We start from the raw sequence: 14,938 nt of genomic DNA, 5'->3' as shown, positions 1-14,938 counted from the left end.
GGACACCCACACGCCCGCGATGCCATAAGGCCCGGCCGCCCGTGCCGCCTTGTTGTTCTTGCGGCCCGCCATCGCGCTCCGTGCGCGGCGGCGGGCCGTCTGCTATCATCTTGTCACTATGCCTACAGACACGCCTTCACACATCAGGAACTTCTCCATCATCGCCCACATCGACCACGGCAAGTCGACGATCGCGGATCGCATCCTCGAGCAGACACACACCGTGGCCGAGCGCGACATGGAGGCCCAGCTGCTCGACTCCATGGACATCGAGCGCGAACGAGGCATCACGATCAAGAGCCAGGCCGTTCGCGTCATGTACGAGGCAGACGACGGCCAGACCTACCAGTTCAACCTCATCGACACGCCCGGACACGTCGACTTTGCCTACGAGGTCTCGCGCTCCCTTGCCGCGTGCGAGGGCGCCGTTCTTGTCGTGGACTCCACACAGGGCGTCGAGGCACAGACCGTCTCCAACGCCCTGCTCGCCATGAACGCCGGCCTGGAGATCGTGCCGGCCATCAACAAGGTCGACCTGCCTTCCTCAGATGTCGAGCGCACGAAGGCCGAGATCGAGGAAGGCCTCGCCATCCCGTGCGACGACGCCTGCGCTGTCTCGGGCAAGACGGGCCTGGGCATCCACGACCTGCTCGAGACCGTCGTGCGCGACATCCCCGAGCCGGTTGGTGACCCCGATGCCCCGCTCAAGGCGCTCATCTTCGACTCGCACTTCGACGCGTACCGCGGCGTCGTCGCGCTCATCCGCGTCGTTGACGGCTCTATCCGCGCGCGCCAGAAGGTGCGTCTCATGAGCACGGGCCTGGAACTCGAGGTCGAGGAGGTCGGCTGCCGCCGTCCGGCCAACACACCTTTGCCCGATCTGGGCGTCGGGGAGGTCGGCTACCTCATCACCGGCCTCAAGGACCCGCTGCTCGTGCGCGTCGGCGACACGGTCACGGACGCTCGCAAGCCCGCCGCCGAGCCGCTGCCGGGCTATCGCGAGGTCAAGCCGATGGTGTACACGGGCATCTTCCCGATCGACACCGAGGACTTCGAGAACCTGCGCGACGCTCTCGACAAGCTGTCGCTCAACGACCCCGCTATCGTCTACACGCCCGAGACGAGCGTCGCGCTCGGCTTTGGCTTCCGTGTCGGCTTCCTCGGCCTGCTGCACCTCGAGGTCGTCAAGGAGCGCCTTGAGCGCGAATTCAACCTTGACCTCATCGCGACAGCCCCGTCGGTCGAGTACCACGCTTACCTGCGCAATCACGAGATGATCGAGGTCGACTCTCCCCAGGAGATGTCCGATCCCTCCGGCCTCGACCGCATCGAGGAGCCCTATCTCACCGTGAAGGTGCTCGTACCACCGGACTACGTGGGCGCCGTCATGGACCTGACGATCGACCACCGCGGCACGTTCAACAACATGGTGTACCTCTCGCCGACAACGGTCGAGATGCACTGGGAGATGCCGCTGTCCGAGCTCATCATGGACTACTTCGACCAGCTCAAGAGCCGCACGCGTGGGTACGCCTCGCTTGACTACGAGTACTGCGGCTACCGGGCAAGCGAGCTCGTCCGTCTCGACATCCTGCTGGCCGGCGAGAAGGTGGACGCCCTGTCGTTCATCGTGCATCGCGACAAGGCTCAGGCCCGCGGCCGCGTGCTGTGCGAAAAGCTCAAGGAGATCATCCCGCGCCAGCAGTTCGAGGTCGCCATCCAGGCGGCTATCGGTGGACGCGTCATTGCACGCGAGACCGTGCGCGCCGTTCGCAAGGACGTGCTGGCCAAGTGCTACGGCGGCGACATCTCGCGTAAGCGCAAACTGCTCGAGAAGCAGAAGGAAGGCAAGAAGCGCATGAAGGCCATCGGCGCCGTCGATGTGCCGCAGGAGGCGTTCATGGCCATCCTCAAGGTGGACGAATAAGTGGCGAACGACCAGGTCAAAGCGCTTCGCGAGCGCCTGGCGGCCCACCCGTTCATGCTTGCGCCCATGGCCGGCGTGACGGACGCGACGTACCGCTCAATAGCCCGCGACCACGGATGTCCTCTCGCGTACACCGAGATGGTCTCCGTCGCGGGCCTCGCCTTCGATTCCGAGCGTACCTGGGAGCTCGTGGAGCCCGCGCCCGACGAGGACCAGGTTGCCGTGCAGCTGTTTGGCAACAAGCCCGAGCAGTTCGAGGCGGGCGCGGCACAGGTGTGCGAGCGCCTCGGCCATCGTCTCGCACTTGTCGACATCAACATGGCGTGTCCCGTGCCCAAGGTGTTCAAGAAAGGCGAGGGTTGCGCCCTCATGGGCACGCCCGACGTCGCCGCTGCGTGCCTTGAGGCCACGGTGCGCGGCGTTGCGGGGCGCGTGCCCGTCACGGTGAAGATCCGCGCCGGTATCCGCTCCGACGAGGTTCTTGCGCCCGAGTTCGCCCAACGCATGGAGGCGAGCGGGGCTTGCGGCGTCGCCGTGCACGGGCGCAGCGCCGGACAGCTCTATCGTGGACATGCTGACTGGCGCGTCATCGACGATGTTGCTCGCAGCGTCGACGTGCCCGTTATCGGCTCGGGCGACGTATTCGAGCCGGTCGACGCTGTGGCGCTGCTCCAGACGACGGCGTGCTCCGGCGTGTTTGTGGCACGTGGCAGCTACGGTAACCCTTGGTTCTTCGCACGTGCGGAAGCCCTGCTACGCACGGGATCCCTTCCTCCTGAGCCGACGATAACCCAGCGCCTCGACGCCCTGCGCACGCACGTGCGGCGCTTTGCCGAGCGGGGCAGTCACATGGCTCGGCTGCGCCCAATGGTCGGCTGGTACGTGAAGGGCCTGCCAGCCGCGAGCACGTGGCGCGCCCGCTCCATGGAATGCTGTGACGAGCACGACTACGAGGTGCTGATAGACGAGATGGAGGCGGCCTGCCGCGCGCACGGGATGCTGTAATGCTGTTTCCGCTTGGTCGGGATGGCGCGGCAGGTAATCCGGCGCTCAGACAGTCCTCGTATCGCCCGGCATAAAGCGCCGGGCACTGCGGAACTCGCGGCGGACCACCTGCCGCGCCGTCCCTTGTGCGCAGGTGCTCCACAGCCGTGGTTGCGGCAGAGGAGCCGCAGATAGAGAAGAGAGACCGACGGGGGCGATCCGGGTGGCAAGCACATGTGATACAGGTGTTTCAGCCCTCTACCTGCACGTGCCCTTTTGTGTCGCGCGGTGTCGGTATTGCGACTTTTCCACTTCAGCTGTGCCGCATGAGGATCCGCTCATTGGGGCGTATGTGGGTGCGCTGCGCTCGCTGGTTCGCAGGGCGGGGAAGAGTGGGCTTCTCGCAAGCATCAAAACTGCCTATGTGGGGGGAGGGACACCCACTATGGCAGGAGCCGACCTTGCGGAGCTCGTTCGCGAGGCTTCTGCTGCCTGTCGACAAGCCGGAAGCCCCCTAGGAGAGTTCTCCTCCGAGGCAAACCCCGAGTCGCTTGATGTTGATCTCGTCCGCTCCCTGGCTGAGTCAGGACTCACCCGCATATCCCTCGGCGTGCAATCACTCAATGACGCCGAACTCGCGCGTCTCGGCCGCGTTCACGACCGCACCCGCGCGTTGCAGGCGACATCTGCCGTGCGCGACGCAGGGCTCGACCTCTCGTGCGATCTCATGTGCGCCACACCCCTGCAGACGGCCGAAAGCCTCGAAGCCTCCCTGCACGGCGTACTCGACGCCGGCGCCTCTCATGTGAGCTGTTACCCCCTCATGGTCGAGGAGGGCACTCCGCTGTGGCGCGCATGCGAGTCAGGGGAGGAGGTGTGGCCCGAGGACGACGCGGAGGCAGACCTTATGCTCGTGGCCGAACGCGTCCTGTCGAGAGCGGGCCTGACGCGCTACGAAGTCGCAAGTTACGCGCGGCCTGGCCATGTCTGCCAGCACAACATCGCCTACTGGACAGGCCGAAGCTACCTAGGGTTGGGAACATCGGCCGCCAGCATGCTGACGCCGCAGGAGTTCGCCGCGCTGGCAGAAGCCCTGCCACTGCTGTGCGCCCCCGAGGATCCAGCGGCCGCCGACCCCGAGCTGTGGGGAGACGCCGAGTCGACAGTAGCGGCACGCGATGTCCGAGCAAGTTCCGGTGCCTCGGACAAGCCATGCGATCTGGGCGACCGGCTCTTCGCTATACCGGGAGTCATCCTTGCCAAGCGCGCTTTAGCTGCGAGTGAGGATCACATCGCCCGGGTCCGCATCCGCTTGACCGACAACGCCAGAAGGCTCACGGATGCTGTGCGCGAGAACGCCCCGCTCCACATAGCCGTCGAAACGCTCTCAAAGCGCGAGGCCCTAGCAGAGGACCTTATGCTCGGCATGCGCATGAGCGCGGGGGTGGGGACTGATCTACTCGCACGCGCCCGCGGCGTCATGGGTACCGCCCTCGACGCCGCTCTCGCAGACGTCGAAGCACGCGACCTTGCAATTCGTACACCCGAAGGCCGCCTCGCTCCCACCGAGCAAGGCTGGCTCCTCGGCAACGAGCTCTACGAGGCGTTCTGGGATCTCGCATAGCTTCGCAAAGCCTGCTCGCGCCTACTTCCCTCGGCCAGATTTGACGACTCTGCAAGCTTTTGCAAACCGGCCTCCCAAAATCGGGCGCGTTTTACGGCTATGCTAGCTTTGCGCCAAGGAATCGGGCTTCGAATGAGAGCAAGCAAACCATTCCCGCAGGTCAAGCCCCACCACCCGAGCAGCGCCCCGCGCAGAGGTCTCTGCAAACCTTGCAGACCCGCAATCTGCGCCCAAATTCAGAGCCTCAAAATACAAAACCCAGCACATCCGAATATTCTGACCAGCAGAAGCGAAGCCAAGCGACCCCTCAAGACAAACGCGACCCCGGAGCATCCCACGCCTCCGGGGTCGTGCATACTCGTTATGTCTAGCAAACACTACTTCTGTGCCACTGCGTTCTTTCCTGCGACGTACCCGTAGTACATGCAGAGACCGTGACTCACGCCCTTGAAGCCAATAGGATATTGCACGGCAAAGCGGTTACCCTGGATGTTACCGCACGCATACAGGCCAGGAATGACCGTACGATCGGAGCTGTACACGTGGCACTCCTCGTCGCTCTCCAGGCCGCCTATGCACACGAGCATCGGGGAAAGGCCCATCGGCTGAATGTAGTAGGGCGGCGTGTCCAGAGCAAACAGACGTGACGCCTTCTTGCCAAAGTCTTCGTCCTTGCCCTTCGCTGCAAGCTCGTTGTAGCGCTCAACCGAAGCGAGCGCCGCTTCGGCATCAATGTCAACAAGGCCAAACAGCTCCTCAAGTGTGTCGGCCTTATAAACCTGGCCCGCCTCGACGGCCGCATCGATCGTCTCCTGCGTGGCGTCGTACTTCAGGCCGTGGGCAGCAGGGAAGCTCTTGATTTGTTCCTGCCAGTTGGCATCCCAGATCATATAGGCAGTGTGGTCCTGCTGATTCTCCATCTGATTCTCAGTCTGCTGCCCGGGGCAGTCCTCGTTCATGAAGCGCTGGCCAGCCTTGTTGAGGCGCAGGTAGGGATCGATGCCAAGCGGGCCCTGAGCACCGTCAGGCGTGTTGCCCATATGGTGGATCATCGGCGCGTGATGCTGCTGGATTGCCGCACCTGCCCACGCACCGAGCTTTAGGCCGTCACCCGTGTTCGTCGGATTGCCCTCGACGTCCTGGTTCATCCAGAGTTCCGTGATGCCATTGGCAATGACCTCGGGGCAGTAGTATTGGATGATGTCAGGATTGCTGCCGTAGTCTCCCGTAGCCAGAATGACGCCCTTGGACGCCGTTGCCTTGACGTACTTTCCCGTCTCGGCATTGCGCGCATAGCAGCCCGTGCAGCGGCCGTCCTCCATGATAAGTTTCTCGACGAAGTGACCGTAGAACGTCTGGGCACCTGCCTCGATGGCTTTGTTCATGTTTGCCTGAATGACCGGCACGTGGCTCGGCTCAATGATGAGCGAACTCGGGAAACAGGGATGCTGCTCGGTCGTCCAATCGTAGTCGTTGATCATTGGCACAAAGAATGGGCGCACGACAGCCTCGGCGTCAGCCGGTGCCTCTTGGTCAGACGTGTCGAGGATGACGATGTCTTCCTTCGCCCCGATATACCAGTCAAACACCTCGGCGCCATGTTCGAAGTACTTTCGCCAGATCGTGCGCTTCGGGAAGTAGGAGCACTCGTCCATCTCGTGCTCGACGAGCATATCGATGTCGAACTCCTCGCGTCCCCATCGCCCGGCGAGGGTACCACCAACAATGGCGTACTCGCCGCTTCGAGCCTGAACGCCATCGCCCTTCTCGAACGCCGCTACCGTCGCGCCCTCTTCTGCGGCCGAACGCACAGCAAGCGTGCCTGCCAGTCCGCATCCGATGACAACCACATCAACACTAACTTCCTGCTCGACATCGGCATCGGAGATCTCAGGCTCGGCACCGAGCCAGGGCAGCTCGCCCGTCGGCGCCTGGCCGTTGGGATCGGAAGCTGCCCCTGCCGCCAAAGCATCGTGCGCCGCCATAGAGGCAAGCACAACACCAGTAGAACCAGCAACACCGGCAACGAACGAACGACGCGTGAGATTGGTTTGCTCCATCAGATACGTCCCCCTTTACCTTGTGTTTCGTGGTCGAGTGCAATGCCACGCTTCGCCTCGCGATCCCTATATCGCACTGCGAACCGGACAACGCACATCATGCATCAATGTGAAAACTATGTGAAGCACCTTTTTCGATACAGTCGCTGAGCGCTTCGTAATGTGCCGGTGAATGTCGACAGCTGATCACACGCCACCAATCGCTTTGCTCGCCTCGCAAGAAAGCATCGACGCGCAACTACGGCGACCACCACGTCCCCCGCTAAGCTCTTCACCTGCACGACGTGCCGCTTCCCTGCTTCCGTGCACCCCAGCAGCCTGGCAAGATCCACGCTTCAGCAATGTTATGCAAAACCAGCCCATCATTTTGGGCGCGCATTTCTTTTGTGCCAGGTTTGCGCGAACCGAAAGGAGCAGCTGTCCACGGGGCGCACGCGAAACACGCAGGCTAGAACGGCATACCTCCAAAAGCCACCAGAAGCCGCGCAGATTTCTAGCAGGCAAACCCAGCACAGCCGCGTTTCACGCCCAAATTCGCGCCCCCGTTTTGCAAAACCCTGCAGAACCGCAATCCGAGCCCGCCTGCATGGCACCTCCGGAAGCGCGCGTTAAACCCTGGCCCGCTTTCCTGAAAACACCTCGGCATTCTGGGCGTTTCGTGTTGCCGCCCTGCGCTGGGTAGAATATCCCCAGCACGTTTTCGCGGGTGCTCACCCGGCCCTCAACCGGCTTGCCCCGCTTCGTACCGAGGGATAGGCCGGCCACACGTGGCAGACACCAAAGACTTCTACGACATCCTCGGCGTCCCCAAAGACGCCTCCACAGACGACATCAAGAAGGCCTTCCGCAAGAAGGCCGCGACGATGCACCCCGACGTCAACAAGGCTCCCGACGCCGAGGAGCGCTTCAAGGAGCTCTCTGAGGCGTACGAGACGCTGTCCGACCCGGGTAAGCGCCAGCGCTACGACGTCATTCGCGCCGGGGGCTTCACGACGCAGAATCCCTACGCGGGCGGCGCTGGAGGCTCCACGGGCGGCTCCCCCTTCGGTGGCATGCCGTTCGACCCGTTTGGTCCGTTCTGGGGCCCGTTTGCCGGCGCTGCAGGCCAGGCCTCCGCAAGCCGGCGCCGCTCAAACACGGCGCCCTTCTCCACCGAACCCGGCGGATCCCGTCGCATCTCATTGACGCTCGAGGCGGACGAGGCACGACACGGCACCACGAAGACGATCTCGTTCGAGCGCTTCGAGGCGTGCACGAGCTGCGGGGGCCGGGGCACCCAGTCCTCCGACGGCATCGTCACGTGCCCGACGTGCCACGGCAAGGGATCCGTCAACGCGCGCCTCACGACGTTCATGGGTGACGTGCAGCAGACGATGCGCTGCCCCGAGTGCAACGGCAGCGGCAAGGTCATCAAGGACCTGTGCCCCGAGTGCTCCGGCTCGGGCACTCGTCTGCGCCGCGCTACAGTCGCCATCCACATCCCCGCCGGCTCGCACGACGGCGCCGTGCTGCGCGTCAAGGGCGCCGGCGACGCCGGTCGCTGCGGCGGCGCGCAGGGGGATCTCGAGGCGGAGCTCACCGTTCCCTCCGAGCACCTCACAAGCTCCCAGGAGTTTGGATTCACGGTGCTCGGCGTCGTTCTCGCCCTCGTTCTGTGCTCGCTGTTCGCCGGGACCATCCTGCGCCTGCTCTCGTTCTTCGCCCTGCCGCTGTTCTTCATCTTCTTCATGTTCCCGATGGGTGGGCGCAAGAAGGGCGGCAGCTTCTGGAACCGCGCGGCACGACGCATCGGCTTCGGCCTCGTCATCGGCCTGTTCATGTTCATTTTGCTCATGCCGCTCATGTCGTGCTCGCGCCTCTTCATCTAGCGCGCAGGCACGCAGGCCCCGGGACAGCCGTGCGGTCGTCCCGGGGCCTGTTCATATAGTGAAGGCCCGTTTCATCCGATGTCCCCGCGATAGTATTCAAAGGCTGAAAACGTCTAAGGAAACGGCGCGCCTCGACTCAGGTCCGCAGGTGCGCCCTCCCGCACGTTGCCTCGCCAGGGGCCGCGGGAGCACGCAAGAGAAGGTTGGCCATGCCCGGTTCCGCATCCCCTAAGGACTACTACGCCATTCTCGGCCTCGACCGCAACGCAAGCGAGTCCGACATCCAGAAGGCGTTCCGCCAGAAGGCGCGCACGCTACACCCCGACATCAACAAGGCCCCCGACGCCGAGGAGCGCTTCAAGGAGGTCAACGAGGCGTACGCCGTGCTGTCCGATCCGCAAAAGCGCGAGTACTACGATCGCTACGGGAGCGTCGACGGCTATGGCCAGGGCGGCCCGGACATCGGCGACATTTTCGGCGGCTTTGACATGAGCGATCTGTTCAGCTCGTTCTTCTCCGGCTCAGCCGGCGGGGCGGGCGGGCGCGCCGTGCGCATGGACGGCCGAGACATGGGTGCGACCGTGCGCATCACGCTGCAGGAGGCCGCGACGGGCTGCACGAAGGAGATCGCCTACAACCGCATGGCCCCGTGCAAGACGTGCGAGGGGTCGGGCTGCGCCGAGGGCAGCAAGAACGTGACGTGCCCCACGTGCCACGGCACCGGCCAGGTCGTCACGACGCAGCGCACGTTCCTCGGCCAGATGCAGACGCGCTCCGTGTGCCCGGACTGCAACGGCACAGGCCAGAAAATCGACAAGCCCTGCCCCGACTGTGACGGCGAGGGTCGCGCACCTGACCGCGAGCGCGTGAGCGTCGAGGTTCCCGCCGGCATTCGCGACGGCCAGCAGGTGCGCATCTCCGGCGCAGGCGAGGCTGGCGTGCGCGGCGCCCACACGGGCGACCTCATCGTCACCGTGGCGGTCTCAGGCGACAAGAACTTCCAGCGCGACGGGGATGACTTGCACATGCGCGTCGAGGCGTCCATCACGCAAGCGACGCTGGGAACGACGCTCGAGGTCGAGGGCATCCTGCCCGACGAGACGGTCACGGTCGACATCCCAGCCGGCTGCCAGTTTGACGACGTCGTGCGCGTCAAGGGCATGGGCATGCCGCGCGTCGGCCGCTCGGGCCGCGGCGACTTGCTGGCCCACGTCGACGTCGTCGTGCCGAAGAAGCTGACGGAGTACCAGCGTAAGCTCATGAAGGAGCTGGCCGAGCAGCTCGACGGCAAAGACGGCTGCAAGCCAAGCCGCAAGCCGTGGCAGCGCCTGCGCGACGCACTGTCGTAGCGAGAGCGCGGTCTGCCGTGAGCACCCGCCGCGTGAAGGCGTGCGTCGTCAACCTTGGCTGCAAGGTCAACCGCATCGAAAGCGACTGGATGGAACGCTCCCTCTCTGAGCTCGGCTGCGAACCGGCAGGGGAGGGAAGCGCCGACATTGTCGTGATCAACACGTGCGCCGTCACGGGCGAGGCCGAGGCCAAGACGCGCAAGGCCATCCGACACGCGGTGAGCCTGCCCCAGCGCCCGCTCGTGTGCGTGACGGGATGCGTCGCCAACCTGTTCCCCGAAGAGGCGCGCGCCCTGGGCGAGCGCGTGCACGTCGTCGCTGACAAGGCAAACGTGGCTCGCGAGGCGCTGCGGCTGTTTGACGAGCAGGCGCGTGTCGGTGCAGAAAGCGCGGAACACGGCTGCCTCGCGCCTGATAGCACAGCGGCCGCCAATCCCACAGAGAGCGTCTCGGTCGCCGCGGCGCCAACCACCCCCGCCGTCTCCCACGGCCACGAGGCATCGACTTACGAGACGCGCCTACGCCGCGGCGTCAAGGTGCAGGACGGCTGTGACAACCGCTGCACGTATTGCATCGTGTGGCGCGCCCGCGGCCCGGTGCGCTCGTCGCCGCTTCCCGAAGTCGAGCGCCAGGTGGGCACCGTGCTAGCCGAAGGCGCCGGCGAGGTCGTGCTCTCGGGCATCAACCTGGGCCGCTATCGGGACACCGCCCCCGACGGGGCGCCCATCGCCCTCGACGGCCTGTTGCGCAGGGTGTCCGACCTGGCGAGGGAGCGCGCCATCGTGCGCGCCTCGAGCATCGAGCCGCCCGACGTGACGCCCGAGCTCGCGCACGCCATGGCGGAGCTGCGCGGCGTCGTCTGTCCCCACCTGCACCTGCCGCTGCAGTCCGGCTGCGACGCGACGCTCGCGCGCATGGGACGCGCCTACGACACGAAGACCTTCGCCGACGTTGTCGAGATGGTACGCAGCGAGCTGCCCGAGCTCTCGCTGTCGACGGACGTCATCGTCGGGTTCCCCGGCGAGACGGACGAGGAGTTCGAGCAGACGCTCGCGTTCTGCCGCGAGATGCGCTTTTCGAAGATGCACGTCTTTCGCTTCTCAGCACGGCCCGACACGCCGGCCGCGTCCATGCCCAACCAGGTGGATCCCCGCGTGGCGCAGGTCCGCTCCGAACGCCTGCGCACCTTGGCCGATGAGCTGCGCGCCACAGACGCCGCAGCACGCGTGGGTACGGTCGAGCCCGTTCTCGTCGAACGCATCGCCGCAGACGGCTCTGCCCGTGGTACGACGGCCAGTTACCATCGCGCCGTCGTCGAGGCCCCACAGGGCATGGTCGAACCCGTCACGCCCGGCCTTGTCCGCGCCTGCATCGAGTCGTACGACCCTCGTACGCGACTGCTCCACGCGCGCGTTGTGCCTACCGGCGCTTAGCAGACGCCCTGCACAAGCGGCCCCGATGCGCACCCGCCGCGTACGACTCTAGCTCACCGCATAGCCAGCCTGGTCAAGCAGCGCGAGCGCGCGCTCGAAACTCTCCTGCTTCACAAGCACGTAGTCTGTGTTGAACGTCGAGACGGCTGACAGGCTTATGCCGTTGTCCGCCAGCAGCGTCGCGATCGGTGCCAGGATACCAACGAGTGAGAAGTCGAGCACGCCCTTGACGCGAAACGCGCGCCATCCGTCCTCGCGCGCGATCGCGTTGGCCGGCACCAACTCGGTACGGCAGACGAGAGAGCGCTCCTCATCGGTATGTCCCGTGAAGCAGAACTCATCCTCTACGTCCACGAGCGAGTAGTCCGCAACCTTGCACACCGACAGCGCGCAGTCTAGCTTCTCGATCTCAATCGTCTCGCCCACGATGGCCCTCCTGCCGTTGGCGCCCGGCCCAGACCTCCGGAGCGCGCCAGCCAGCCGAAGGTGCGGCCTGTATACTGCGATGGCCTTACCCACTAGACATACTTCCGATAATGGACGCTTAGTGCAGGCCAGCGCATGCGCGGCGTCTCGCAGAAAGGCACAACGCCGCGTGCTATCATTTTCTTGTTTGTGACCTCGGCCTTGGTGGCGATCCAACCACAGGTTCCCACCCAGATCGAGGCGACTGCCGCCTGAGCCAATCGGAACAGGCGAGGCGCGGGCCCATCGCTGGCTCGCACGTTACGTGGAGGAGTTGCTACATGGTCACCAAGGAACAGCGCGCGGCTATCGTCAAGGAGTTCGGCAAGGACGAGCACGACACGGGCAGCGCCCGCGTTCAGGTCGCCCTTCTCACGGCTCGCATTAAGGAGCTGACCGAGCACATGAAGTCCCACCACAAGGACTTCCACAGCCGCCGTGGCCTGCTGATGCTCGTCGGCCAGCGTCGTCGTCTGCTCGTGTACATCCGCGACAACGACATCAACGAGTACCGCGAGCTCATCGCGAAGCTCGGTATCCGCGACAACATCAAGTAGCAAGCCTAAGGGGGCGGGCGACCGCCCCCTTTTGCTATCGGGCCTGCGAGCATCCGCATCGGAGGCCTGCGCGGGCACACGAACGTGCCATCGCGCGAAGTCGGCCCGCTCGCAATGGGGCGAGCGGAGATGAAAGAGAGCACAGCACACATGAAGGTTACGCACGAGTTCGACCTCTACGGCAAGCACTACACCCTCGAGACCGGCGAGCTGGCCAAGCAGGCCACGGGCGCCTGCCTCGTCAAGCAGGGCGACACGACCATCCTCGTCACGGCCGTCGTGTCCAAGGAGCGCAAGAACTACGACTTCTTCCCGCTGACGGTCGACTTCATCGAGAAGATGTACTCGGTGGGTCGCCTGCCCGGCGGCTACCTCAAGCGCGAGACGCGCCCGACAGACAAGGCCACGCTCACGGCCCGCATGATCGACCGCCCGCTGCGCCCGAGCTTCCCGTCCGGTTTCCGCAATGAGGTTCAGGTCGTCGCCACGTCGTTCGTGTGCGACCAGGAGAACCCGTTCGACGTCATCTGCACGATGGGCGCCTCTGCGGCCCTCACCGTCGGCGGCGTGCCGTTCGAGGGCCCGCTGGCCTGCGTCCGCATCGGCCGTGACCGCGACACCGGCGAGTTCCTCGTCAACCCCACGTACGAGGAGCGCGACAACTCTGACCTCGACCTCGAGCTCGCCGGCACCGGCGACTTCATCTCCATGCTCGAGGCTGGCGCCGAGGAGATCTCCGAAGAGGACATGCTGGCCGCCATGCAGTTCGGCCAGGAGGCCATCGGCGCGTTCTGCGAGCAGCAGAAGGTGTTCTTCCAGAAGGTCGAGGAAGCAAACGGCCCCATCCAGCTCAAGGAGTACCCGCTCGACGAGCCGAACGCCTACGTCCACGACAAAGTGTTCGCTCACTACGACGAGATGAGCGCCGCGCTCAAGGACGCCGACAAGCTGTCGCGCATGGGCAAGGTCGCCGAGCTCAAGGCCGCCATCATCGCCGAGTTTACCGACGAGGAGCAGGCCCAGTACGAGCGCGAGCTGCCCGTCGAGCTCAAGAGCCTCGAGAAGCACGCCATGCGCTGCATGGTCGTCGAGACGGGTGAGCGCGTTGACGGCCGCCGCGCCGACGAGATCCGCCCCATCATGGTCAAGCCTGGCTACCTGCCGCTCGTCCACGGCTCCGGCCTGTTCCAGCGCGGCCAGACCCAGGTGCTCTCCGTGCTGACGCTCGGTATGCTCAACGACTGGCAGCGCCTCGACACCATCGAGCCCGTCGACGGCAAGCGTTACATTCATCAGTACAACTTCCCGCCGTACTGCACCGGCGAGACGGGCCGCATGGGCAGCCCCAAGCGCCGCGAGATCGGCCACGGCGCCCTGGCCGAGCGCGCCCTGCTGCCGGTCATCCCCTCCGAGGAGGAGTTCCCCTACACGATCCGCGTCGTGTCCGAGGTGCTCGAGTCCAACGGCTCCTCGTCCATGGCGTCGACGTGCGGCAGCTGTCTCGCGCTCATGGACGGCGGCGTGCCGATCAAGCGCCCCGTGTCCGGCATCGCCATGGGCCTCATCCAGGAAGAGGGCAAGACGGTCGTTCTCTCCGACATTCAGGGCCTCGAGGACTTCCTCGGTGACATGGACTTCAAGGTGACGGGCACGCCTGAGGGCATCACCGCCATGCAGATGGACAACAAGGCCACGGGCCTGACGTTCGACATCCTGCGCACCGCGCTGCAGCAGGCCAAGGAGGGCCGCGCGTTCATCCTCGGCAAGATGCTCGAGCAGATCGCTGAGCCTCGTCCTGACGTCCGCGACAACGCGCCGCACATCATCACGATCAAGATCCCGACGGACAAGATCCGCGATGTCATCGGCTCCGGCGGCAAGACGATCCGCGGCATCCAGGAGGACACGGGCGCCCAGATCGACATCCAGGAAGACGGCACCGTCTTCATCGGCGCGTCCGACAACGGCGCCGAGGAGGCGCGCGCCCGCATCGAGGCGCTCGTCAAGGAGCCCGAGGTGGGCGAGGAGTACTTCGGCCGCGTCGTGGGCATCCAGCCGTTTGGCGCCTTCGTTGAGCTGCTGCCCGGCAAGGACGGCCTGCTCCACATCAGCCGCGTCGCGAAGGGCCGCGTAGAGAAGGTCGAGGACGTGCTCAACGTCGGTGACGAGGTGCACGTCAAGGTGCTCGAGGTCGACGAGAAGGGCAAGGTCTCGCTCGATCGCATCGACAAGCCCGAGGCTCCCGCTGGCTCCGGCAACGGCGAGCGTCACGAGCGTCACGGCGGGCACGATCGTGAGGGCGGCGAGCGTCCCGAGCGCCGCACGCCCCGTCGCCCCGGCGACCGCGGCGCCAACGGTGGCCGTTCCGAGGGCGGCAACGGCGGCGGCATGGGCCGTCAGCCGCGCCGTCACCACGAGGCGTAAGGCGAATTCAGCCGGCATAGGCCGTCTCACCTAGCATTGCAAGCAACCGGGCGGGTCGTCTCCACAGCGAGGCGGCCCGCCTTTTGCGTATATGCTCGCCTCCGAGGAGCGCCGCGCCTCCAACTCGCACGAAAGCCTGCCAGGGTGGACATAAAGGCGGGCCGTGTATGGCGCCTCTTTACGCGCAGGGACAGGCGTCTTTGCTGACACCTTCTCAACCTGCGGTTTCGCTTGCTCACGCCTTAAG

Annotated in this window: 10 protein-coding genes; 8 read left to right on the top strand and 2 right to left on the bottom strand. The window is 65.1% G+C overall.

All coding sequences use genetic code 11. The features are described from left to right. Window positions 1–118: 118 nt before the first annotated feature. From lepA to KHZ24_00955, 3 genes are all read left to right on the top strand, one after another. On the top strand, window positions 119–1,927 hold the full coding sequence (gene lepA, locus KHZ24_00965; protein MBS5449776.1) for a translation elongation factor 4: 1,809 nt from the start codon (window positions 119–121) through the stop codon (window positions 1,925–1,927). A 54-nt stretch (window positions 1,928–1,981) separates the two neighbouring features. Then, the gene (locus KHZ24_00960; protein MBS5449775.1) at window positions 1,982–2,932 is read left to right on the top strand and encodes a tRNA-dihydrouridine synthase; all 951 of its coding nucleotides are present in this window, start codon (window positions 1,982–1,984) and stop codon (window positions 2,930–2,932) included. Between the two features lie 133 nt (window positions 2,933–3,065). Further along, window positions 3,066–4,535: a coproporphyrinogen III oxidase family protein gene (locus KHZ24_00955; GenBank protein ID MBS5449774.1), complete on the top strand. Its 1,470-nt coding sequence runs from the start codon at window positions 3,066–3,068 to the stop codon at window positions 4,533–4,535. Window positions 4,536–4,912: 377 nt separating this feature from the next. On the opposite strand, the gene KHZ24_00950 is transcribed toward KHZ24_00955, so the two are convergent. Then, a complete protein-coding gene (locus KHZ24_00950; protein MBS5449773.1) occupies window positions 4,913–6,595 on the bottom strand; it encodes an FAD-binding protein in 1,683 nt (560 codons plus the stop codon). Window positions 6,596–7,362: 767 nt separating this feature from the next. Here KHZ24_00950 and KHZ24_00945 point away from each other — a divergent pair. The 3 genes from KHZ24_00945 to KHZ24_00935 all read left to right on the top strand — a co-directional run bounded on the left by KHZ24_00945 (window position 7,363) and on the right by KHZ24_00935 (window position 11,245). Next, window positions 7,363–8,463, top strand: coding sequence for a DnaJ domain-containing protein (locus tag KHZ24_00945; protein MBS5449772.1), 1,101 nt, complete (start codon window positions 7,363–7,365; stop codon window positions 8,461–8,463). 209 nt (window positions 8,464–8,672) lie between these two features. Further along, a complete protein-coding gene (gene dnaJ, locus KHZ24_00940) occupies window positions 8,673–9,812 on the top strand; it encodes a molecular chaperone DnaJ (protein MBS5449771.1) in 1,140 nt (379 codons plus the stop codon). Between the two features lie 17 nt (window positions 9,813–9,829). Then, window positions 9,830–11,245, top strand: coding sequence for a MiaB/RimO family radical SAM methylthiotransferase (locus tag KHZ24_00935; GenBank protein ID MBS5449770.1), 1,416 nt, complete (start codon window positions 9,830–9,832; stop codon window positions 11,243–11,245). A 48-nt stretch (window positions 11,246–11,293) separates the two neighbouring features. On the opposite strand, the gene KHZ24_00930 is transcribed toward KHZ24_00935, so the two are convergent. Then, entirely contained in the window at window positions 11,294–11,659 is a 366-nt protein-coding gene (locus KHZ24_00930) for an ACT domain-containing protein (GenBank protein MBS5449769.1), read from the bottom strand. A gap of 332 nt (window positions 11,660–11,991) precedes the next feature. Here KHZ24_00930 and rpsO point away from each other — a divergent pair, with 332 nt between their 5' ends. Together rpsO and KHZ24_00920 are read left to right on the top strand one after the other, a co-directional pair. After that, the gene (gene rpsO / locus KHZ24_00925) at window positions 11,992–12,267 is read left to right on the top strand and encodes a 30S ribosomal protein S15 (GenBank protein MBS5449768.1); all 276 of its coding nucleotides are present in this window, start codon (window positions 11,992–11,994) and stop codon (window positions 12,265–12,267) included. 150 nt (window positions 12,268–12,417) lie between these two features. Next, window positions 12,418–14,691 (top strand): polyribonucleotide nucleotidyltransferase, encoded by a 2,274-nt coding sequence (locus tag KHZ24_00920; protein ID MBS5449767.1) that lies wholly within the window; start codon window positions 12,418–12,420, stop codon window positions 14,689–14,691. Window positions 14,692–14,938 lie beyond the last annotated feature (247 nt).

The organism is Coriobacteriia bacterium (assembly GCA_018368455.1).
In the GTDB taxonomy this organism is placed as follows: domain Bacteria; phylum Actinomycetota; class Coriobacteriia; order Coriobacteriales; family UMGS124; genus JAGZEG01.
The sequence above is the reverse complement of the archived record's forward strand: the minus strand, read 5'-3'. Positions and strand labels throughout refer to the sequence as shown.

Bases quoted from the DNA above. Each gene is read 5' to 3' on its own strand.
- dnaJ (MBS5449771.1), top strand. From the start codon at position 8,673: ATGCCCGGTTCCGCATCCCCTAAGGACTACTACGCCATTCTCGGCCTC.
- KHZ24_00920 (MBS5449767.1), top strand. From the start codon at position 12,418: ATGAAGGTTACGCACGAGTTCGACCTCTACGGCAAGCACTACACCCTC.
- KHZ24_00960 (MBS5449775.1), top strand. From the start codon at position 1,982: ATGCTTGCGCCCATGGCCGGCGTGACGGACGCGACGTACCGCTCAATA.
- KHZ24_00950 (MBS5449773.1), bottom strand. From the start codon at position 6,595: ATGGAGCAAACCAATCTCACGCGTCGTTCGTTCGTTGCCGGTGTTGCT.
- rpsO (MBS5449768.1), top strand. From the start codon at position 11,992: ATGGTCACCAAGGAACAGCGCGCGGCTATCGTCAAGGAGTTCGGCAAG.
- lepA (MBS5449776.1), top strand. From the start codon at position 119: ATGCCTACAGACACGCCTTCACACATCAGGAACTTCTCCATCATCGCC.